At 74.8% G+C, this 23,562-nt stretch carries 7 protein-coding genes; all 7 read left to right on the top strand.

Features of this window, described 5'->3' with window-relative positions; translation table 11 throughout:
- The first annotated feature begins 80 nt into the window (after positions 1-80).
- The 7 genes from AW27_RS04305 to AW27_RS04275 all read left to right on the top strand — a co-directional run bounded on the left by AW27_RS04305 (position 81) and on the right by AW27_RS04275 (position 23,562).
- A complete protein-coding gene (locus AW27_RS04305; protein ID WP_037916261.1) occupies positions 81-4,595 on the top strand; it encodes a non-ribosomal peptide synthetase in 4,515 nt (1,504 codons plus the stop codon).
- A gap of 243 nt (positions 4,596-4,838) precedes the next feature.
- A complete protein-coding gene (locus AW27_RS04300; protein WP_037916263.1) occupies positions 4,839-6,644 on the top strand; it encodes a non-ribosomal peptide synthetase in 1,806 nt (601 codons plus the stop codon).
- Entirely contained in the window at positions 6,641-7,465 is an 825-nt protein-coding gene (locus tag AW27_RS04295; protein ID WP_236647457.1) for a thioesterase II family protein, read from the top strand. Before AW27_RS04300 ends, AW27_RS04295 begins: the two co-directional genes overlap by 4 nt.
- Positions 7,465-8,676 (top strand): cytochrome P450, encoded by a 1,212-nt coding sequence (locus AW27_RS04290; RefSeq protein ID WP_037916265.1) that lies wholly within the window; start codon positions 7,465-7,467, stop codon positions 8,674-8,676. Before AW27_RS04295 ends, AW27_RS04290 begins: the two co-directional genes overlap by 1 nt.
- A gap of 138 nt (positions 8,677-8,814) precedes the next feature.
- Complete coding sequence (locus tag AW27_RS04285) at positions 8,815-9,027, top strand: MbtH family protein (protein ID WP_037916267.1); 213 nt, start codon at positions 8,815-8,817, stop codon at positions 9,025-9,027.
- A gap of 8 nt (positions 9,028-9,035) precedes the next feature.
- Positions 9,036-10,034, top strand: a complete 999-nt coding sequence (locus AW27_RS04280; RefSeq protein ID WP_037918026.1) for a TauD/TfdA family dioxygenase — start codon at positions 9,036-9,038, stop codon at positions 10,032-10,034.
- Between the two features lie 31 nt (positions 10,035-10,065).
- Complete coding sequence (locus AW27_RS04275; RefSeq protein ID WP_078555837.1) at positions 10,066-23,562, top strand: non-ribosomal peptide synthetase; 13,497 nt, start codon at positions 10,066-10,068, stop codon at positions 23,560-23,562.

Below are 23,562 nucleotides of genomic sequence, written 5' to 3'. Positions count from 1 at the left end.
CGCCGCCCGGCCCGCAGCCACGCCCGTCCACCCGCCCGTCCGTTCGCCCGTCCGCCCGCCCGACCGAAGGGAACGAGGCCGTGAGCCCGTCCGCCGACCTGCCCGCCGCGCCGCCGACCCCCTCGCCGGACGGGCCGTCCGCCCCCACCCCCGCCGGTTCGCCCCGCAGTGCCCCGGTCACCGGACTCCAGCGCGGCCTGTGGTTCCTCGACCGCTGGAATCCGCAGGCCGCCACCTACACCACCCCCTGGACCTACGACGTCACCGGCCCGCTCGACCTCGTGCTGCTCCAGCGGGCCCTCGACGCCGTGAGCGCCCGGCACGAGGTGCTGCGCACCGCCTTCGTCCTGGACGCGGACGGCCCGCGCCAGCACGTCCATCCCGCCCTTCCCGTGCACCTCGCCGTCACCGACCTCCGCGGACTGCCCGAACACCAACGCGCGAACCGGGCGGAGCAGTTGATCGCCGAGCGGGCGGGCGAGCCGTTCGACCTGGCCGCCGGGCCGCTGCTGCGCGCCGAGGCCTTCCGGCTCGCCGACGACCGCACCACGCTCCTGTTCGTGGTCCACCACATCATCTGGGACGGCTGGTCGGCCGAGCTCTTCGACCACGAACTCGCCGAGCTGTACCGGGCGGCCGCCGAGCACCGGGCCCCCGTCCTGGCCGCGCTCACCACCCAGTACGCCGACTGGGCCGAAGAGGAGCGGCACACCTCCTACGAGGAGCACCTCGCCCACTGGAAGCGGAGCCTGGACGGCGCCCCCACCCTGCTGGAGCTGCCCGGCGACCGGCCCAGGCCCGCCGAGCGCAGCCAGCGCGGCGCCACCGAGCCCTTCGACCTCGCCGACGGCACCGCCGCCCGGGTCAGGGAGCTCGCCGAGCAGGAGGGCGTCACCCCGTACACCGTCCAACTCGCGGCGTTCGCACTGCTGATGAGCCGCTGGACCGGGCAGGACGACCTGCTCGTCGGCACCCCGGTCACCATCCGCAACCGTCCCGAACTCGCTGACCTGCTCGGCTACTTCGTCAACCTGCTGCCGCTGCGCGTGCGCCTCGCACCCGACGCGACCTTCCGCGGCCTGCTCGCCGACCTGCAGGACACCGCCTTCGACGCCTTCGGCTATCTCGACGTCCCCTTCGACCAGCTCGTCGACCTGCTCGGTGCCCCGCGCACGCCGCAGCACCCGCCCCTGGTCCAGGTGGTGTTCGGCGCCCACACCGAGGACCCCGCGCCCCTCTCCCTCGGCGCCGGCGTCACCGCCCGCCGAACCGTACGCTCCAACGGCACCAGCAAGTTCGACCTCACCTGGTCCGTCTTCGAGGACACCGGCGGCGGCGGCCTGCGCGGCGAAGCCGAGTACAGCACCGACCTGTTCGACGCCGGTACCGTGCGCCGCCTCGCCGCCGACTACGCCGGCCTGCTGGACACCGCCCTCGCCGACCCGGACGCCACCGTGCGCCGGCTCACCTCCGCCGCACCGCCGCACCGCCCCGCACGGCTCGACCCCGGCAACTGCCTGCACCACCTCTTCGAGCGTGCCGCCGACGTCCACGGTGACCGGCCCGCCGTGACCGACGCGCACGGTACCGTCGACTACGCCGAACTCGACCGCCGTGCCAACCGGCTGGCCCACACCCTGCTCGCCCGCGGCGTCCGACCCGGCGACCGGGTCGGCCTGCTGCTGGAGCGCACCGCCGCCGTACCCGCCGCCATCCTGGCCGTCCTCAAGACCGGCGCAGCCTACGTACCGGTCGACCTGGCCGCCCCGGCCGACCGGGCGGCCCTGGTCTTCGGCGACACCGCGGTGAACCTTCTCGTCACCGACCGGCCCGACCGGGCCCCGGACGGCCCCTGGCAGACCCTCGACCTGGCCGCGGACGCCGAGGAGATCGCCGGGCACCCGAGCGTCCGGCCTCCCGCGGCCGGCCACCCCGGCGACCTCGCCTACCTCATCTTCACCTCCGGCTCCACCGGCCGCCCCAAGGGCGTCGCCGTCGCCCACGAGCACGTCAGCCGGCTCCTCGACTCCGGCCGCGACCACTTCGGCTTCGGCCCGGACACGGTCTGGACGCTCTTTCACAGCTACGCCTTCGACTGGACGGTCTGGGAGCTGTGGGGCGCCTTGCTGCACGGCGCCCGCCTGGTCGTCGTACCCCACCTCACCAGCCGCTCGCCCGAGGAGTTCGCCGGCCTGCTCGACGAGGAACGGGTCACGCACCTGTGCCTGACCCCGTCGGCGCTGCGCCAGCTCGAACCGGCCCTGCGCCGCCGCCCCCGCGCCCTGCCCGCCCTGCGGTGGATCATGCTCGGTGGCGAGGCTCTCGACCCCGGGGTGGTCCAGCGCTGGCACGACCTCGACCCGCTGCCGCCCGCCCGCCTCTGCAACCTCTACGGCATCACCGAGACCACCGTCCACGTCACCGTCCACGACGTCGCCGAGGGCGGCGCCGGCTTCGAGCGCAGCCTCGTCGGCGAACCGATGCCGCACCTGACCGCACTCGTCCTGGACGACTGGCTGCGCCCCAGCCCGCCCGGAGTCCCCGGCGAGCTGTACATCGGCGGCGGCAGCCTCGCGCACGGCTACTGGGGGCGCCCCGGCCTCACCGCCGGCCGTTTCGTCGCCGACCCGTACGGTCCGCCCGGCGCCCGCCTCTACCGAACGGGCGACGTCGCCAGGCGGCTGCCCGGCGGCGGGCTGGAGTACGTCGGCAGGGCCGACTTCCAGGTGAAGCTGCGGGGATTCCGCATCGAGCTCGGCGAGATCGAGAACGCCGTCAGCGCGCACCCCGGGGTGGACGCCTGCGTCGTCACCGTGCACGACGACCGGCTCGCCGCGTACCTCACCGGGCGTCCCCCGGCCGAGCCCGCGGACCTGCGGCAATTCCTGGGCCGCTCACTGCCCGACTACATGATCCCGGCCAGCTTCACCGTCCTGGAGGGGCTGCCGCTCACCGTCAACGGCAAGGTCGACCGGGCCGCGCTGCCCGACCCCGACCGGGCCGTGCCCGCGGCGGCGGGCCGGCACGTCGAACCGCGCACGCCGGAGGAGGAGCTGTTCGCCGGAGTCTGGACGGAGGTCCTCGGCGTCGGCGGGATCGGCGTCCACGACGACTTCTTCCACCTCGGCGGAGACTCCATCCGCGCCGTCCAGCTCGCCGGCGCCCTGCACGACCGGGGCTGGCAGGTCACCCTGCGGGACGTCTTCAACGCGCCCACCGTCGCCGGACTGCTGCCGCTGGCCCGCCCGGTGGCCGCCGATCCGGCTGCCGGCCGGCCGTTCGCGCTCATCGCCGAGGAGGACCGGGACCTGCTGCCGCCCGGGATCGCCGACGCCTATCCGATGGTCTCGATGCAGCTGTCCATGGTCTTCCACATGGAGGTCGCGGGCGGCACCGACAGCTACCACAACGTCAACTCCTACCGGATCGCCGGCGACCTCGACGAGGGCGCGCTGCGCCGCTCGGTCGAGGAGGCCATGGCCCGGCACGCGGTCCTGCGCACCGGCCTCGACCTCTCCGGCTACGGCGAACCCCTCCAGCTGGTGCACGGCACGCTGCCCGTGCCCGTCGAGTTCGCGGACCTGCGGGCAGCGGCCGCGGCCGAGCAGGACGAACAGGTCCGGGCGGTCTTCGAGCACCACCGGGACCGGCCCTTCGACCTGGCCGAACCGCCGCTCTTCCGGGTCACCGTGCAGCGCCTGGCCGACGACGCCTTCCAGCTCACCATCTCCGAACACCACGCCATCCTCGACGGCTGGAGCTTCACCTCGCTGCTCACCGAGATCCTCGAACGGCACACCGCACTCGCCGCCGATCCGGCCTCCGCGCCGACGCCGCCGCCGCGCACCGCCTTCCGGGACTTCGTCGCCGTGGAACGCGAGGCCGCCGCCGACCCGGGCTCCCTGGCGTACTGGCGGAGCCGGCTCGACGGCGCCACCGGCCAGCTGTGGCCCGGCAGCGAGGACGTCCACGAACTGCCGCGCACCGTCGAGCGGGTGCTGCCCGACGCCCCCGGACAGCTGCGTACGGTCGCCGACGCGCTGGCCGTCCCGGTCAAGTCGGTCGCGCTCGCCGCCCACCTGTACGCGCTGGCCGAGATCACGGGACGTCGGCGGGTCACCACCGGACTGGCGATGAACGGCCGGCTGGAACGGCTCGGCGGGACCGAGGTGTACGGGCTGTTCCTCAACACCGTCCCGCTCGTCGCGGAGCCGGACGGGGAGGACCTGGCCGCGCTGGTACGGCACGTGCACCGCGAAGAGCTGGACATGATGCCGCACCGCCGGGTGCCGTTCGCCCGGCTGGCCCGGATGATGGCCGACACCGCGCTCGACAGCCAGTTCGGCTACCTGCGGTTCCATGCGCTCGGGCGGCTGAGCGCGGCCCGTATCGAGGACGGCCGGATCGGCTGCGAGCCGACGCTGCGGCACGAGCCCAACAGTTTCGCCTTCGGCGCTTCGCTGATCCAGGACCCGGTGTCGCAGCGCGTACTGCTCGCCGTGGACCACCAGCGGGCGGTGGTGGACGACGCCACCGCGAACCGCTTCATCGACGCCTACACCAAGGCCCTGGCCCGCTTGGCGGCCACCGCCTGAGCCCCGTGCCGGGCGGGGGTTCCCCGACCGCGGCCCGACCCCGTGCCCGCCCGACCCCGTGCCCGCCAGGGCCTCCCGCCCGCGCACCCGGACGTCCGCGCACCCGGACGTCCGGCTCCCGCCGGGTACCGCCCCGGCGCCGGCGGCTCCGCCCCGCCGGACCGTCCCCGCCCGCGGCGGGCACGGGCGACACCACAGCGCGCCCCATCCCTTTCGCAGCAACCGATCAAAGAGGAGCTCCGCATGACCACCTTCGCCGAGCCGTCCAGCGCCACCGCCACCACCCCGGCAGCCGCCGACCTGTCGGCCCGGCTGCGCGCCGTGGTCGCCGCGTACCCCGGCCGGGTCGCCGTCCACGCCGTGGACGGGACTCTCGACTTCGCCGGCCTGGACCGCCGTACCGCAGGCCTGGCCCGTGCCCTGGCGGCGGCCGGGGTCCGGCGCGGCGACCGGGTCGGGGTGCACCTCGCCCGTACCGCCGACCTGCCGGTCGCGCTGCTCGCCGTCTGGCGGGCCGGCGCGGCGTACGTCCCGCTCGACCCCGCCTACCCGGCCGAGCGGATCGCCTTCATGGCCGCGGACGCCCGCCTCGCCGCCGTGGTGAGCACCGATGCCCGGCCTCCCGTACCGGCCGGCGTCCCGGTGCTCCGCCCGGACGCCGACGCCGCCGAGGGCTCCGAGGTTCCGTTCGCCCCGCACCCGCTCGACTCCGCCTACGTGATCTACACCTCCGGCTCCACCGGCCGCCCCAAGGGCGTCGAGGTCCCGCACGGCGCCGTCGCGGGACTCGTCGCCGCCTTGGAGCTCAGCGGCGCCTACCGCCCTGAGCCCGGCGTCGTCGCCTGGAACGCCAGCGTCTCCTTCGACGCCTCCGTCCAGCAGTGGGTCCGTATCTGCCGCGGCGACACCCTGGTCGTGATCGACGACACGCAGCGGGCCGAACCGGCCCGCCTCGCACGGCTCCTCGCCGAGCACGACGTCACCGACCTCGACCTGACCCCCTCGCACTGGCACCTGCTCCGCGAGCCGCTGTCCGGCTCCCGCATCCCGCGCCTGTTCATGGGCGGCGAGCCCGTGCCCGCCCGTACCTGGCGCGAACTGGCCGACGCCCGCACCGACGCCCTCAACCTGTACGGGCCCACCGAGTGCACCGTCGACGCGATCACCGCCCCGATCGCCGGCCCCGGCCCGCACCTGGGCGAGCCGCTCCCGGGCGTCCGCGCCTATCTGCTGGACGGCCGCCTCGCCCCGGTGACGGCCGCCGGCGCCGTCGGCGAGCTGTACCTGACCGGCCCCGGCCTCGCGCACGGCTACCCGGGCCACCCGGGCCTGACCGCGAGCCGGTTCACCGCCGACCCGTTCGCGACCGAGCCCGGAGCCCGGATGTACCGCACCGGAGACCAGGCGCGCCGCTCCGCCGACGGCCTGCTGGAGTACGTCGGCCGGGTGGACCGCCAGGTCAAGCTGCGCGGCTTCCGCGTCGAACTCGGCGAGGTCGAGCACGCACTGGGCGCCCTCGACGGAGTCACCGCTGCCGCCGCCTGCCTGCACGAGCCCGCCCCCGGGGACCACCGGCTGGCCGGATTCGTCACCGGTGCCGACCTCCGCCCCGCGGACCTGCTCACCGCACTGCGCCGCACCCTGCCGGCGCACCTGGTGCCCTCCTCGGTGACCGTCCTGGACGCCCTGCCGCTCACCCCCAACGGCAAGGTCGACCACGCCGCCCTGCCCGCCCCGGCGGCGGCACCCGCAGCCGAGCCGGCCGGGCGGGGCGGAGTGGACGAGCAGGTCGCCGAGGTCTGGCGCACCGTCCTCGGCGTGCCCGACGTCGAGCAGACCGACGACTTCCTCTCCCTCGGCGGCCACTCGCTCGCAGCCCTGCGCGTGGTCCACCTCCTGCGCCGCAAGCTCAACGTCGAGCTCCAGCTCCGCGACCTGCTGGACGCGGCCGACCTGGCCGGATTCACCGCCGCGGTCCGGCGCGCAGCCGAGGCCGGCCCGGCCGCCGCCCGGCCCGCCCTCACCGCCCGTCGGGAGGCCGTCCGATGACCACCGCCCTTCCCACTGCGCGCACCGCCCGCCCCCGGGTCGAGGGCGACTGGCTCTTCGTCCCCATGCCCCAACCCCACTGTCCCGTCCGGTTGTTCTGCTTCCCGCACGCCGGCGGCGACGCCACCGCCTACACTCCGCTCGCCCGCGCCCTGGCCCCCGCCGCCGAAGTCTGGGCGCTGCGCCCGCCGGCCCGCGGCGGCCGCAGCCGCCACCCGATGCCGGCCGACTTCGACGCCCTGGTGGCCGCCGTCACCGAGGCGCTGACCCCGCACCTGACGGGCGGAGACGGCGGACGGTTCGCGTTCTACGGCCAGAGCTTCGGCGCGCTGCTCGCCTACGAGGTCGCCCGCGCGCTCCCCGCCGACCGCCGGCCCGAACTGGTCGTCGCCGTGGGGGCGCCCAGCCCCGCCGAATGGAGCGGGCGGGCGTCCAGGGACCTGGACGCGTCCGAACTCCTGCGGCTGACCGGCCTGGAGGAGTCCGTCCGGGCCCATCCGGACCTGGCCGAGCTCGCCCTCGGCGCCATCCGCGCCGACCTCGCCGTCAGCGCCACCTATCGCCACCGGCCGCACGCGCCGATCGGCTCCGCCCTCCACGCGCTGGCCGGGGCCGACGACCCGATGCTCGCCACCACCGGTCTCGCCGGCTGGGCGGCCCACACCCGAGGCGCCTTCAGCCACCGTGTCGTCCCCGGCGGACACCTGCTCGCCACCGTCGACCGGCCCGGACCGGCCGACCTCCTGATCTCTCTCCTGACCTCTCTCCCGGCGGACCCCCAGGTGCCCGCCGCGCCCCGCCACGCCTCCAGGGAGCAGTGATGCCGACGCCCACCGCCACCGCCGCCGCCACCACCAGTGGTGCCGTCGACCTCACCGACCCCGACCTGTGGGCCCGCCCCGACACCCCGGCCCTGATCGCCGAGCTGCGCCGGGAAGCCCCCGTCCACCGCACCGAGACCGTCGACGACGGCCCGGTCTGGTCGGTGCTCACCTACCGGGAGTCGGCGGACGTGCTGCGCAACGCGGCCGTGTTCAGCTCGGAGTCCGGTTCGTTGCTCGGCTCCGGAGAGGGCAACGTACCGGTCGGATCGGGCCGCATGATGGCCCTCACCGACCCGCCCCGCCACCGCGAACTGCGCGCCCCCGCCAACCCGTTCTTCTCCAAGGGTGGCGTGCGCGGCGCGGCCCGCTCGATCGCCGAACGGGCCGCCGAACTCTTCGACCGGGCCGTCGAGCAGGGCGAGGCGGACCTCGTCGACGTGGTCTCCGCGCTCCCGCTCGCGGTCATGTGCGACCTGCTGGACGTCCCCGAGAAGGACCGCGACATGGTGGTCCGGGTGTGCGACGTGGCCTTCCTCGGCCGCACACCGGAGGAACGGCGCGCCGGTCACCAGAAGCTCATCCCCTACCTGATGCACCAGGTGATGCTGCGCCGCTCCGACCCGCGCGACGACCTGATCTCCATGATGGCCACGTACAAGGTCGGCGGACGGCTGCTGCCGATCGAGGACGTGGTGCTCAACCTGGACAACATCGTGGTCGGCGGCGTCCAGACCGTCCGCCACACGGCCGCCATGGGCCTGCACACCCTCGTCCACCGCCCCGACCTGTGGCGCGCGCTGCAGCGGGGAGAGGTGTCCATGGACTCCGCCGTGGACGAGCTCCTGCGCTGGACCTCGGTGGGGCTGCACACGCTGCGCACCGCCACCCGGGACATCGAGCTGGGTGGCCGGCAGATCCGCCGGGGCGACCGGGTCGCGGTCTGGGTGTGGTCCGCCGACCGGGACCCGGAAGCCTTCGAACACCCCGAGGAGATCCGGCTCGACCGCTCGCCCAACAAACACCTCGCGCTGGGTCTGGGCGCCCACTACTGCATCGGCGCCCCGCTGGCCAAGGCCGAGCTGAGCGCCCTCTACACGGCCGCGCTGGAGAAGGCCGCCGTCATCGAGCCGACCGCGCCCGTCACCTACAACCGCTCGATCATCAACTTCGGCCTGGATCACTTCCCGGTCCGCCTCACCCCCCGCTGAGGGCAGTCCCGCCCCGCACGGGTCCGGCAGTGCCGCAACTGCCGCTCACCTGCCGGAGCTTGTGCCGCTCCCGCGCCTGCGGCGCCCCTACCTTCGACATCGCACCCCAGAGCACCCTCTCACTCTACGGAGACCACCATGAGCAACCCGTTCGAGGACGACAACTCCGGCTACCTGGTCCTGGTCAACGACGAGAACCAGCACTCGCTCTGGCCGGTCTGGATCGACGTGCCGGCCGGCTGGACCACCGTCCACGGCGAGGCCCCCCGCCAGGAGTGCCTCGACTGGATCGAGGCCCACTGGACCGACATCCGCCCGGCGAGCCTGCTGGCCGCCATCGACCAGCGGTGACCGCCGCCATGCCGAACTGGGAACTGAACCCCGGCCGCCCCGCCCTCGCCCAGGTGCCCGCCACCGCCGGGCTCGCCGAGGCCTGCGAGTGGCTGCGCGAGAACGAGGCCGCGCTGACCGCCGCCCTCGACGAGCACGGCACGATCTTCCTGCGCGGCCTGCCGGTGGCGCAGGCCGCGGACGTCGCCGCCGTACGCGACGTGCTCATCCCCGAGCCCACCCCGTACCGGGAGAAGGCCACCCCGCGCAGCGACTTCGGCGACGGCGTCTTCTCCTCCACGGACCTGCCGCCCGCCCAGTCCATCCGGATGCACAACGAGAACAGCTACACGCTGACCTTTCCCGGCCGGCTGCTCTTCGCCTGCCTGACCGCCCCCGCGACCGGCGGCGCCACCCCGACCGCCGATGTCCGCAAGGTCCTCGCCGCCCTCCCCGACCACCTGGTCGAACGGGGCCGCAGCACCGGCTGGAGGCTCACCCGCACCTTCTCGGACTACATCTCGCTCGGCTGGCGCACCGCCTTCGGTACCGAGGACCGGGCCGACGTCGAGCGGTACTGCCGGGACAACGGCATTGCCTGGGAGTGGCAGCCGGACGGCAACCTGCGCACCAGCCAGCTGCGTTCGGCCACGATCCACCACCCTCGGACCGGCGAGGAGGTCTGGTTCAACCACCTGGCCTTCTGGAACGAGTGGTCCCTCGATCCGGACATCCGGGAGGCCATGGTCGAGGAGTTCGGACCCGAAGGCCTGCCCTTCAACACCGGCTTCGGCGATGGCGAACCCCTCTCCCGGGAGGACGCGGACGCCCTCAACGCGGCCTACGACGCCGCCACCGTCCGAGAGACCTGGCAGGTGGGCGACGTGATGCTGGTCGACAACGTGCTCTGCGCACACGGCCGCGACCCCTTCGGCGGCGACCGGAAGATCGCCGTCGCCATGGGCCGCCCCGTGGACCTCCTGGACTGCCAGCCCACGGTGCGCCCGACGACCGCAGTCCCCGCCTGAGGCACACCCCGCACACCATCCACGCCGTGACGTGAGCAGAGGAAGCACCGTGATCCCGGTTTCGTACGCACAACAGCGTCTCTGGCTGATCGACCAGATCGAAGGGCCGACCGCGCTCTACAACCTGCCGTTCGCGGTCCGCCTGCGCGGCACGCTCGACACCGAGGCGCTGCGCGCCGCGACGGGTGACGTGGTCGCCCGCCACGAGGCCCTGCGCACGGTGTTTCCGGCGGCCGGGGGAGTTCCGGTGCAGCACGTCCTGCCGTCCGCACAGGCACCGATCGCCTTCGAGACGGTGCACTGCGCACCCGGCGACTACCCCGCCCTGCGGGACCGGGCAGCCGCCCGCACCTTCGATCTGAGTACCGAACTGCCCATCCGGGTCACGGTCTTCTCGCTCGCCCCGGCTCGGCCCGGCGCCGACGAGCCGCCCGCCGAGCACGTGCTGCTCGTCGTCCTCCACCACATCGCCGGCGACGGCTGGTCCCTCGGCCCGCTGCTGCGCGACCTCGCGGACGCCTACGCCGCCCGCCTCGGCGGCGCCGCCCCCGACTGGGAGCCGCTGGCGATCCAGTACGCCGACTACACGCTCTGGCAGCGCGAACTGCTCGGCGACGAAAGCGACCCCGGCAGCATGATGAGCCGCCAGCTCGACCACTGGAGAGGCGTCCTGGCCGGCCTCCCGGAGGAGCTGGAGCTGCCGACGGACCGCCCCCGGCCGCCGGCCCCGACCGGAGCGGCCGACGCCGTGCCGTTCGGCTACGGCCCCGAACTGCACGCCGCACTGGCGGACCTGGCCATCCGGCACCGCGCCACCCTCTTCTCCGTCCTCCAGGCCGGACTCGCCGCACTGTTCACCCGGCTCGGCGCCGGTACGGACATCCCGCTCGGCACCGGTGTCGCCGGCCGCTCCGACGAGGCCCTGAACGACTTGGTCGGATTCTTCGTCAACACCCTCGTCCTGCGTACCGACACCTCCGCGGACCCGTCCTTCGCCGAACTCCTGCGCCGGACCCGGGAGTCCCAGCTCGACGCCTTCGCCCACCAGGACGTGCCGTTCGAGCGTCTGGTCGAGGAGGTGAACCCGGCCCGAGCCCTCGGCCGCCACCCGCTCTTCCAGACCCTCCTCGTGCTCCAGAACCACGAGGAGGGCGAACTCGCCGGCCTCCCCGGCCTGCGGACGCAGCCCGAGGAACTCGGCCTGCGCGTCGCCAAGTTCGACCTCAACATCGGCATCACCGAGCGGCACACCGCCGACGGCGCCCCCGCCGGCCTCACCGGCTCGGCCGAATACGCCACCGACCTCTACGACCGCACCACCGTCACCCTCCTGTTCGAACGCCTCGGCCGACTGCTGGCCGCCGCTGCCGCCGACCCCGAGGCGCCGATCGGCACCCTCGACATCCTCACCCCCGAGGAGCGGGCCCGGCTGCGCGACGAGTGGAACTCCACCGCCTCGCCCGTCCCGACCGGATCGCTGCCGGAACTGTTCGAGGCCCAGGCCGCCCGTACCCCCGACGCGGTCGCGCTCGCCCACGACGGCGGCACCGTCTCCTACGCCGAGCTCGACCACCGTGCCAACCGGCTCGCCCAGCACCTGGCCGCCTGCGGCGTCGGCCCGGAGTCCCCGGTCGCCCTGCTGATGGAACGCTCGGTCGACCTGGTCATCGCCACCCTGGCCGTGCTCAAGGCCGGCGGCGTCTACGTCCCCATGCACGCGAGCCTGCCACCGGAACGGATGGCCGCCCTCCTGGCCGACACCGCCGCCCCGGTCCTGCTCACCGACCGCGCCGACCCCGGCTTCCCGCACGAGGCCGTCGTGGTCCGCCCCGGGGACGAGGCCTCCGCCCCGGCCCATGCACCCGGCGTCGGCGTCCACCCCGACCGGCTCGCCTACGTGATGTTCACCTCCGGCTCCACCGGCACCCCCAAGGGCGTCGCCGTGCGCCACCGCGACGTCGTCGACCTCGCCGCCGACCGTCGCTGGCAGGACGGCCGGCACCGGCGGGTCCTGCTGCACTCCCCGCACGCCTTCGACGCCGCCACCTACGAACTGTGGACGCCGCTGCTGTCCGGCGGCACCGTCGTCGTCGCGCCGCCCGGCAATCTGGACGCAGACACCCTGCACGCCGTCGCCACCCGTCACGGCGTCACCGCCGCCTTCCTCACCAAGGCCCTCTTCGACCTCGTTGCCGAGCAGGCCCCCGAAACCTTCCGCGCCCTGCGGACCGTCTGCACCGGCGGCGAGGCCGCCTCCGGCACCCTCATGCAGCGCGTCCTCGACCACTGCCCCGACCTGCTGCTCGCCCACGTCTACGGCCCGACCGAAGCCACCACCTTCGCCACCCACCACCCCCTCGGCCCCGCCGACCTGACCGGACCCCGGCCGCCGATCGGCGCCCCGCTCGACAACATGCGCGCCCACGTCCTCGACGCCCGGCTCCAGCCCGTCCCGCCCGGCGTCCCCGGAGAGCTGTACGTCGCCGGCGCGGGTCTCGCCCGCGGCTACTGGCGCAGGCCCGCGCTGACCGCCGAACGCTTCGTGGCCGACCCGTACGCACCGGGCGAGCGGATGTACCGCACCGGCGACCTGGTGCGCCGCCGCGCCGACGGCGCGATCGAGTTCCTCGGCCGGATCGACGGCCAGGTCAAGCTGCGCGGCTTCCGCATCGAGCCGGGCGAGATCGAGGCCGTGCTCTCCCGCCACCCCGCCGTCCGCCAGGTCATCGTGGTCCCCCGGGAGGACCGCCCCGGCGACACCCGGCTCGTCGGCTACTGCGCGGTGACCGCCGCCGCACTCGACGGGCAGCACGAACTGGCCGCCGAAATCAAGCAGTTCGCCGCCACCGTGCTGCCCGGCTACATGGTCCCCTCGGCGGTCGTCGTCCTGCCCGCCCTGCCGCTCAACGCCAACGGCAAGGTCGACCGGCGCGCCCTGCCCGCCCCCCGACTCGGAGCCGACACCGCCGGCCGCGCCCCCCGCGACGAGCGCGAACGCGCCCTGTGCACGCTCTTCGGCGACATCCTCGGCATCGACGACATCACCATCGACGACGACTTCTTCGAACTCGGCGGCCACTCCCTGCTGGCAACCCGCCTGGTCGGCCGGGCCCGCACCGAACTGGGCGCCGAACTCGCCATCGGCGACCTCTTCCAGGCCCCCACCGTCGCCGCCCTCGCCGACCGGCTCGCCGCCGACCCGGACCGGCCCGCGCTGTGCGCCGCACCCCGGCCCGAGCACCTGCCCGTCTCCTTCGCCCAGCGCCGGCTGTGGTTCCTGGGGCAGGCCGAAGGTCCCGCCGCCACCTACAACGTCACCCTCGCGCTCCGCCTCAGCGGACCGCTCGACACCGGCGCCCTCGACGGCGCCCTCCACGACGTCGTCGCCCGCCACGAGAGCCTCCGCACCGTCTTCGGCGAACACGACGGCGTCCCCCACCAGCGGATCCTGCCCGCCCCGCCGGCCCCGCTGCTCACCGTCACCGACCGCCCGGTACAGGAGCTCACCGGCCACACCTTCGACCTCGCCGCCGACGTCCCGCTGCACGCCTACCTGCGGCCCGAGGCTCCCGACGAGCACGTACTGCTCCTCGTGATGCACCACATCGCCAGCGACGGATGGTCCCTGAGACCCCTCTTCCGCGACCTCGCCGACGCCTACACCGCCCGGCTCGGCGGCCAGCCGCCCGCGTGGGAGCCGCTGCCGGTCCAGTACGCCGACTACACCCTGTGGCAGTACCGGCTGCTCGGCGCCGACACCGACCCGCAGTCCGCGCTCTCCCGCCAGCTAGACCACTGGCGGCAGGCGCTCGCCGGACTGCCGGACGAACTGCCGCTTCCGCTCGACCGCCCCCGCCCGGCCCTCCCGAGCCACCGCGGTGACGTCGTCCCGCTGGAACTCGACGCAGACCTGCACGCACGCCTGGCCGACCTCGCCACAGCCCACGGGGCCACCCTCTTCATGGTCCTCCAGGCCGCCTACGCCACCCTGCTGCACCGCTTCGGCGCCGGCGAGGACCTACCGATCGGCACGCCGCTGGCCGGCCGCCTCGACCCGGCCCTCGACGACCTGATCGGCTTCTTCGCCAACACCCTGGTGCTGCGCACCGATCTCACCGGCCGGCCCACCTTCGCCGAGCTGCTCGCCCGGGTCCGGGAGGCCGACCTGGCCGCCTACGCGCACCAGGACGTGCCGTTCGAACGGCTCGTCGAGGAGCTCAACCCGGCCCGCACCCTGGCCCGGCACCCCCTCTTCCAGGTGATGATCGCCTTCGACAACACCGCCGGCGGCGGACCCGAGTTCCCGGGCACCCGCACCGCGTACGAGCCGCTCGGCCTGCCCACGACCGCCTTCGACCTCACGCTCAACCTCTCCGAACGCCACCGCCCCGACGGCAGCCCCGGCGGTGTCGAGGGCGGCCTGGAGTTCGCCACCGACCTGTTCGACCGGGCCACCGCCGAACGCCTCGCCGACGCCCTGCTGCGGCTGCTCGCCCAGGCCGCCGAGGACCCGCACCGCCCCGTCGCGGAACTGGACGTCCTGGGCGAGGCCGGCCGCAGCGCGCTGGCCGCGTGGCACGACACCGCCCGGCCGGGCACCGCCGACATCCTCGTCCCCGAGGCGTTCGCCGCCCAGGCCACCGCGACTCCGGACGAGACAGCCCTCGTCTTCGGTGAGACCCGGCTGACCTACGCCGAGCTGGATGCCCGCGCGAACCGCCTCGCCCACGGCCTGGTCGCCGCCGGCGCCGGCCCGGAGGACGTGGTCGCCCTCGCGCTGCCCCGCTCCGCCGACTCCCTGGTCGCCGTACTGGCCGTGCTCAAGGCCGGCGCGGCCTTCCTCCCGCTGGATGCCGACTACCCGGCAGAGCGGATCGCCTACATGCTGGCCGACGCCCGGCCCGCGGCCGTCCTCACGGATGCCGCCTGGCCGCTGCCCGAGGTCCTCGACGGCCTCGCCGGTGCCACGGTCCTGGATGCGGGCGAACAGCACTGGGCCGACCGGCCCGATGACGCACCGCCCCTGCGCGTCACGCCGGCCAACGCCGCCTACGTGATCTACACCTCCGGTTCCACCGGCCGCCCCAAGGGCGTCGTGGTCCGTCACGGCGGTTTCGCCAACCTGTTCGCCTTCCACCGTGACGAGACCATCGCCGCCGCCCTGCGGGCCCACCCGGCGCGCAGGTTCCGCTTCGGCCAGGCCGCCTCGCTCTCCTTCGACACCGCGCTGGAGGCCCTGCTGTGGATGGTCGCCGGACACGAACTCCACCTGCTCGACGACGACCTGCGTCGTGACGCCGCCGCCATCGTCCGCCACGCCGAACTTACCGGCACCGACGTCCTCGACGTCACCCCCGGCCAGGCCGAGCGCCTGCTCGAGGAGGGACTGCTCGACCGCTGCCCGCCGGCCCTGCTGATGGTCGGCGGCGAAGCCCTCGGCCACAGGCTCTCCGCCACCCTCACCGCCGCCGCGGACACCATCGTGCTCAACATGTACGGCCCCACCGAGTGCACCGTCGACGCCCTCCACCACCGGCTGGCAGGCGACCCGCGCCCGCTCATCGGCCGTCCGCTGCCCAACCTCCGCGCACACGTCCTGGACGCCGGACTGCGGCCCGTCCCGCCCGGCGTCCCCGGCGAGCTCTACCTGAGCGGCGCCGGCCTGGCCCGCGGCTACCTGGGCCGGCCCGCGCTCACCGCGGAGCGGTTCGTCGCCGACCCGTGCGCACCGGGGGAGCGGATGTACCGCACCGGCGACCTCGCCCGGCGCCGTCCGGACGGCAGCGTCGAGTACCTGGGCCGCACCGACCACCAGGTCAAGGTCCGCGGCTTCCGCATCGAGCCCGGCGAGATCGAGACCGTGCTCGCCGCCCACCCCGACGTCCTGCAGGCCGCGGTCCTGCCCCACCAGGACGCCACGGACGCCGCCGCGGGCACCAGGCTGGTCGCCTACGTCGTGACCCGCACCCCGCTGGACGCGGCCGTGCTGCGCGCCCACGCGGCGGCCGCCCTGCCGGGCCACATGGTCCCGGCCGCCTTCATGGCGCTCGACACGCTCCCGCTCAACGTCAACGGCAAGCTCGACCGGTCCGCGCTGCCCGCCCCGGACTTCGCGGCGGCCGCAGGCGGCCGCTCCGCCCGTACGGCGCGCGAGGAGATCCTCTGCGGCCTGTTCGGCGACGTCCTCGGCCTCACCGGACCGGTCTCCGCCGACGACGACTTCTTCGCCCTCGGCGGCCACTCACTGCTTGCCACCAGACTGCTCAGCCGCGTCCGCGCGGTCCTCGGCGCCGAACTCGGCATCCGGGACGTCTTCGAGGCGCCGACGGTCGCCGGCCTCGCCCAGCGGCTGGACGGCGGCACGGCCCGACTCGCCCTGACCGCGGGCGAGCGCCCCGAACGTCTGCCGCTCTCCTTCGCCCAGCAGCGGCTCTGGCTGATCGACCGGATGGAGGGGCCGAGCGCGCTGTACAACATGCCGTTCGCCCTGCGGCTCGCCGGTCCGCTCGACCCGGACGCACTCGAACTCGCCCTCGGCGACCTCGTCGCCCGGCACGAGATCCTGCGCACACTGATCGCCGAGCACGACGGCGAGCCCCACCAGATCGTCCTCCCCCCGGCCACCGGGGCCCTCCCCGTCGAACGGCGCGACTGCGCACCGGAGTCGGTGGACGCAGAGGTGGATCGGGCCGCCCGCCGCCCCTTCGACCTGGCCGCCGAACCGCCCGTGCGCGTCACCCTGCTGGGGGTCGGCCCGGAAGAACACGTCCTGGTCGTCGCCCTCCACCACATCGTCGGCGACGGCTGGTCGATGGGCCCGCTGCTGCGCGACCTGGCCGACGCCTACGCCGCCCGGCGTGACGGCTCGGCGCCCGGCTGGCAGCCGCTGCCGGTGCAGTACGCGGACTACGCGCTCTGGCAGCGCGAGCTGCTCGGCGACGAGGACGACCCCGACAGCCTGGCCTCCCGCCAACTCGCCCACTGGCGCGCGAACCTCGCCGACCTGCCCGAGGAGCTCACCCTTCCCGTCGACCGGCCGCGCGGAGCCCGCGCCGACCACCGGGGCGACCGGATCGCCCTGCCGCTCGGCGCGGAGCTGCACCGGGCGTTGGCCGGGCTGGCCCGGGAGCACCGCGTCACGATGTTCATGACCTTCCAGGCCGCTCTGGCGGCGCTGCTGACCCGGCTCGGGGCCGGTACCGACGTGCCGATCGGCTCGGTGGTGGCCGGGCGTTCGGACGAGGCGCTGGACGACCTGGTCGGCTTCTTCGTCAACACCCTGGTCCTGCGCACCGACACCTCCGGCGATCCGACCTTCACCGAGCTCCTCGGCCGCGTCCGGGAGACCGGACTCGCCGCCTACGCCCACCAGGACGTGCCCTTCGAGCGTCTCGTGGAGGAACTCAACCCTTCCCGCTCCCTCGCCCGCCACCCGCTCTTCCAGGTGGCGATGGTCCTCCAGTCCAACACCGGCGGCGAGCCGGAACTGGCCGGCCTGCGCACCGAGGCGCTCCCCGCGGACACCGGGGTCGCCAAGTTCGACCTCAACGTCACGCTGGAGGAGTTCTTCGGACCGGACGGCGAGCCCGCCGGACTGGACTGCGCGATCGACTTCGCCACCGACCTCTTCGACCGGGAGACCACGCAGTCGATCGCGGACCGCTTCGGACGGCTGCTGACCGCGATGGCGGCCCGGCCGGACCTGAGGATCGGCCGGGTGGACCTGCTGACCGAGGGCGAACGCGCCGCACTCCTCGGCGGCTGTCGCCCGCTCCCCGCCGACCAGCCCCTCGTGCCGGCCGCCTTCGCCGCCCAGGTGGCGGCCACACCGGACCTGACGGCCCTCGTCTTCGAGGGGACCCGGCTGACCTACGCCGAGCTGGATGCCCGCGCGAACCGCCTCGCCCACGGCCTGGCCGCCGCCGGGATCGGTCCGGAGGACGTGGTCGCGCTCGCCCTGCCCCGCTCGGCGCAGACGGTGGTCGCCCAGCTCGCCGTGCTCAAGGCCGGCGCGGCGTTCCTCCCGCTGGATGCCGGGTACCCGCTGGAGCGCACCGCCCACATGCTGGCCGACGCCCGCCCCGCGGCCGTCCTCACGGATGCCGCCTGGCCGCTGCCCGAGGCGCTGGACGGCCTCGCCGGAGCCACGGTCCTGGATGCGGGCGAACAGCACTGGGCCGACCGGCCCGACGAGGCACCGCCCCTGCGCGTCACGCCGGCCAACGCCGCCTACGTGATCTACACCTCCGGTTCCACCGGCCGCCCCAAGGGCGTCGTGGTCAGCCACGGTGCGATCGCCGGACTGCTGGCCGCCCACCGGGCGGAGACCTTCGCCGAGCCCGAGCGGACCCACGGCCGGCTGCGCACCGCACTGACGGCCTCGCTCTGCTTCGACGCGTCCTGGAACAGCCTGCTGTGGATGGTCGCCGGCCACGAACTGCACCTGATCGGCGAGGACCTGCGCCGAGACCCCGCCGCGCTGGTCCGTCACCTCCGCACCGAGGGCCTCGACGCCGTCCAGTTCACCCCCACCTACGCCGAACAGCTCATCGCCGAAGGACTGCTGGACGCACCCGCCCCGCGCGTGGTCCTGCTCGGCGGCGAACCCATCGGCCAGGCCCTGTGGACCCGTCTGCGCGAGGCCCCGGCCACCACCGGCCACAACCTCTACGGACCCACCGAGTGCACCGTCGACACCCTGCTCCAGTCGTACGCCGACTCGGAGCGCCCCACCATGGGACACGCGGTCCTCGGAACCCGCGCACACGTCCTCGACGAGTACCTGAACCCCGTCCCCGCCGGCGTCCCCGGCGAGCTGTACCTGGCCGGGGACAGCCTGGCCCGCGGCTACCTGGGCCGGCCCGCGCTGACGGCGGAGCGGTTCGTCGCCGACCCGTTCGCGCCGGGGGAGCGGATGTACCGCACCGGCGACCTGGTGCGCCGCACCCGCGACGGAGACCTCGAATACCTCGGCCGCACCGACCACCAGGTCAAGATCCGCGGCTTCCGCATCGAACCCGGTGAGATCGAGCAGGAACTGACCCGGCACCCGGCCGTCCGCCAGGCCGTGGTCACCGCGCACGAGAGCGCCGAGGGTGACCGCCGCCTGGTCGCCCACTGCGCGGTCACCGCACCCAGCCCCGAACTCGCCCTCGAACTCAGGCGGTTCACTGCACAGGTGCTACCTGCCCACATGGTTCCGGCAGCGGTCGTCACCCTCGACGCGCTGCCGCTGACCGGCAGCGGCAAGGTCGACCGGCGCGCCCTGCCCGCCCCCGACTTCCAGCTCTTCACAGGCGGCCGGACCGCCCGCACGGCGCGCGAGGAACTCCTCTGCGGCCTGTTCGGCGACGTCCTCGGCGCGACCGGGCAGGTCTCGATCGACGACGACTTCTTCGTCCTCGGCGGGCACTCGCTGCTCGCCATGCAACTGGTCAGCCGAGTCCGCACGGTGTTCGCGGCGGAGATCGGCGTCCGGGACGTCTTCGAGGCGCCGACGGTCGCCGGCCTCGCCCAGCGGCTGGACGGCGGCACGGCCCGGCTCGCCCTGACGGCCGGCGAGCGTCCGGACGACCTGCCGCTCTCCTTCGCCCAGCAGCGGCTCTGGCTGATCGACCGGATGGAGGGCCCCAGCGCCCTCTACAACCTCCCGCTCGCCCTGCGGCTCACCGGTCCGCTCGACCCGGACGCACTCGAACTCGCCCTCGGCGACCTCGTCGCCCGGCACGAGATCCTGCGCACACTGATCGCCGAGCGGGACGGCGAACCCCGCCAGCGGATCCTCCCGCCCGCGGCGGCCCGGATTCCGTTCGACCGTCGCACCGCGCCGCCCGCCGACCCGGCGGCCACCGTGGCCGAGTGCTCCGCCACCCCCTTCGACCTCTCCGCCGAACTCCCTGTCCGGGCACACCTGTTCCCCCTGACCACCGAGGAGCACCTCTTCGTCCTCGTCCTCCACCACATCGCGGGCGACGGCTGGTCGATGGGCCCGCTGCTGCGCGACCTGGCCGACGCCTACGCCGCCCGGCGTGACGGTTCGGCGCCCGGCTGGCAGCCGCTGCCGGTGCAGTACGCGGACTACGCGCTCTGGCAGCGCGAGCTGCTCGGCGACGAGGACGACCCGGACAGCCTGGCCTCCCGCCAACTCGCCCACTGGCGCGATGCCCTGGCAGGGCTCCCCGAGGAGCTGGCGCTCCCCGTCGACCGGCCACGGCGCGCCGACAGCAGCCACCGCGGCGACCGCGTGGTCCTGCCGCTCGGCGCGGAGCTGCACCGGGCGTTGGCCGGGCTGGCCCGGGAGCACCGCGTCACGATGTTCATGACCCTGCAGGCCGCTCTGGCGGCGCTGCTGACCCGGCTCGGGGCCGGTACCGACGTGCCGATCGGCTCGGTGGTGGCCGGGCGTTCGGACGAGGCGCTGGACGACCTGGTCGGCTTCTTCGTCAACACCCTGGTCCTGCGCACCGACACCTCCGGCGATCCGACCTTCACCGAGCTCCTCGGCCGCGTCCGGGAGACCCAGCTCGACGCCCACGCCCACCAGGACGTGCCCTTCGAGCGTCTCGTGGAGGAACTCAACCCGGCCCGCTCCCTCGCCCGCCACCCGCTCTTCCAGGTCATGCTGCTGCTCCAGGGCACGGGCGGGGCCGGCGGCCCCGGCGACGGGACGCTCGACCTGGCCGGCCTGCCGGCCACCGTGGAGCCGGTCGGCGGCTGCGCGGCCAAATTCGACCTCTCCATCGCCGTGGGCGAGTCCTTCGGCGCCGACGGCGCGCCCGCCGGGCTGGAGTGCGCGATCGACTTCGCCACCGACCTGTTCGACCGGGAGACCGCAGCGTCCCTCGCCGTCCGCTTCGGCCGGCTGCTGACGGCGGTCGCGGCCCGGCCCGACCTGCCCATCGGCGGGGCCGACCTGCTCTCCGCCGAAGAACGCGCCGCACTCGCCCCGACCGGAGCGCAGCTGCCGCCGGTGGTACCGCTGCTGCCCGCCGCCTTCGAGGCCCAGGCGGCTCGCACCCCGGACGAGACCGCCCTGGTCGCCGGCGACACCCGGCTCACCTGGGCCGAGCTGAACGCCCGCGCCAACCACCTCGCCCACCGCCTCGCGGCGGCGGGCGCCGGCCCGGAGACGGTCGTCGCCCTGGCCCTGCCGCGCTCGGCGGAGACCGTGATCGCGCTGCTGGCCGTACTCAAGACCGGAGCGGCCTCGCTCCCCCTGGACGCCGCGTACCCGGCCGACCGGACCGCCGCCATGCTCGCCGACGCCGCACCCGCACTGGCCGTGACCGCCGACGGCTGGCCGCTGCCCGGACTGCTCGCCGGCCTGCCCGTCCTGGCCGCCGTCCCGCAGGACGGGAACGACCACCCCGCCACGGAGAACCCGCAGCCCCGCGCGGCCGCCGCCGACGCCGCGTACGTGATCTACACCTCCGGTTCCACCGGCCGCCCCAAGGGCGTCGTGGTCAGCCACGGTGCGATCGCCGCCCTCCTCGCCTCGCACCGCTGCGCGACCGGCCCGATCGGCGCCACCGAGCGCGAGCACGGCCGCACCCGCGTCGCACTCACCGCCTCCTTCTGCTTCGACGCCTCCTGGGACGGCCTGCTCTGGCTGATCGCCGGCCATGAACTGCACCTGATCGGCGAGGACCTGCGTCGCGACGCCGCCGCCCTGGTCCGCCACCTGCGGGCGGAGTCCGTCGACGTCATCGAGGTGACCCCCTCCTACGCCGAACAGCTCCTGGACGAGGGCCTGCTGGACGCACCCGCCCCGCGCGTGGTCCTGCTCGGCGGCGAAGCCGTCGGCCCGCACCTGTGGACCCGTCTGCGCGAGGCGCCCGCCACCACCGCCCACAACCTCTACGGCCCCACCGAGTCCACCGTCGACGCGCTCACCCAGCCGTTCGCGGCCTCTTCCCGCCCGGCCCTCGGTCGCAGCGTCCTCGGCACCCGCGCGCACGTCCTCGACGAACACCTGAACCCGGTACCGCCCGGGATTCCCGGCGAGCTGTACCTGGCCGGCACCGGCCTCGCCCGCGGATACCTCGGACGCCCGGCGCTCACCGCCGAACGGTTCGTCGCCGACCCGTCCACACCGGGGGAGCGGATGTACCGCACCGGCGACCTGGTGCGCCGCACCCGCGACGGAGACCTCGAATACCTCGGCCGCACCGACCACCAGGTCAAGATCCGCGGCTTCCGCATCGAACCCGGCGAGATCGAGCACGCGCTCACCCGCCACCCGCGGATCCTCGCCGCCACGGTGACCGTCCACCACGACAGCGCCGCCGGCCCCCGGCTGGTCGCCCACGTGGTGCCGGACGGCCCCCTCGACCGGGCCGAACTGCGTTCCTTCGCCGCGGAGTCGCTGCCCGGTCACATGATCCCGGCCGCCTTCGTCCCGCTCGACGCGCTGCCCCTGACCGCGAGCGGCAAGGTCGACCGGCAGGCCCTGCCCGCCCCCGACTTCCCCGCCACCCCCACCGGACGGGCGCCCAGGACCCCGCACGAGGAACTGCTCTGCGGCCTCTTCGCCGAGATCCTGGGCCTGCCCGGCCCGGTCTCCATCGACGACGGGTTCTTCGACCTCGGCGGCCACTCCCTCCTCGCGATGAAGCTGCTCGGCCGGATCCGCACCGCACTCGGCGCCGACCCCGGAATGCGGGCGCTGTTCGAAGCCCCCACCGCGGCGGCCCTGGCCCGGCGCCTGGACCGGCACCCGGGCCCGACGGACCCGGCGGGCACCCCTGCCCCGTCCGTCGACGGCGCCTCCGGCTCCGGCAGCGCCCTCGACGTCCTGCTGCCGCTGCGCGCGGGCGGCACCACCGCCCCGCTGTTCTGCGTCCACCCCGCCGCCGGCATCAGCTGGGTCTACTCCGGACTGCTGCGCCACCTCGACCCGGACCGGCCCGTACACGGCCTTCAGGCGCGGGGTCTGCGCGGCGGCTCCCCGTCCTCCGTCACCGAGATCGCCGAGGACTACGTGCGGCAGATCCGGGCCGTCCAGCCGGAGGGGCCGTACCACCTGCTCGGCTGGTCGTTCGGCGCGGTCGTCGCCCAGGCCATGGCCGTCGCCCTCCAGGCGGCGGGCCAGGAGGTCGCCCTGCTCGCGCTCCTCGACGGCCTGCCCGCCGACCCCGCCCGCCGAGCCGCCGACGGCGATCCGTCCTCCGACGGCCCGGTCGACACCCTCGCCGCGCTGCTCGCCTCCCTCGGCCACGACCCGGCCGACGGCCGCGGCCAGGCAGAGCTCACCGCCCTGCTCGGCGAGGCCGCAGCCGTCCTGCCCGACGTCTTCGAGCAGAACGCCAAGCTGATGGCCGAGCACGTGCCCGGCCGCTACCGAGGGGACGCCGTCTTCTTCGGCGCCACCCTGGACAAGCCCGCCGACTGGCCCTACGGCGAGGCCTGGCACCCGTACGTCGACGGCCGCGTCGAGCAGCACCACATCACCTGCACGCACGGCGCGATGACGCAGCCGGAGCCCGTCGCACGGATCGCCGCCGTGCTCGCCGAGAAGCTGGGAGAGTGA

Origin of the sequence: Streptomyces sp. PCS3-D2 (assembly GCF_000612545.2) — a bacterium.
Lineage (GTDB): Bacteria > Actinomycetota > Actinomycetes > Streptomycetales > Streptomycetaceae > Streptomyces.
This window is presented reverse-complemented; position numbering and strand designations above follow the sequence as displayed.

What these genes read in the sequence shown, in the direction of transcription:
- AW27_RS04285 (WP_037916267.1), top strand. Translation starts at nt 8,815, where the DNA reads ATGAGCAACCCGTTCGAGGACGACAACTCCGGCTACCTGGTCCTGGTC.
- AW27_RS04280 (WP_037918026.1), top strand. Translation starts at nt 9,036, where the DNA reads ATGCCGAACTGGGAACTGAACCCCGGCCGCCCCGCCCTCGCCCAGGTG.
- AW27_RS04290 (WP_037916265.1), top strand. Translation starts at nt 7,465, where the DNA reads ATGCCGACGCCCACCGCCACCGCCGCCGCCACCACCAGTGGTGCCGTC.
- AW27_RS04295 (WP_236647457.1), top strand. Translation starts at nt 6,641, where the DNA reads ATGACCACCGCCCTTCCCACTGCGCGCACCGCCCGCCCCCGGGTCGAG.
- AW27_RS04300 (WP_037916263.1), top strand. Translation starts at nt 4,839, where the DNA reads ATGACCACCTTCGCCGAGCCGTCCAGCGCCACCGCCACCACCCCGGCA.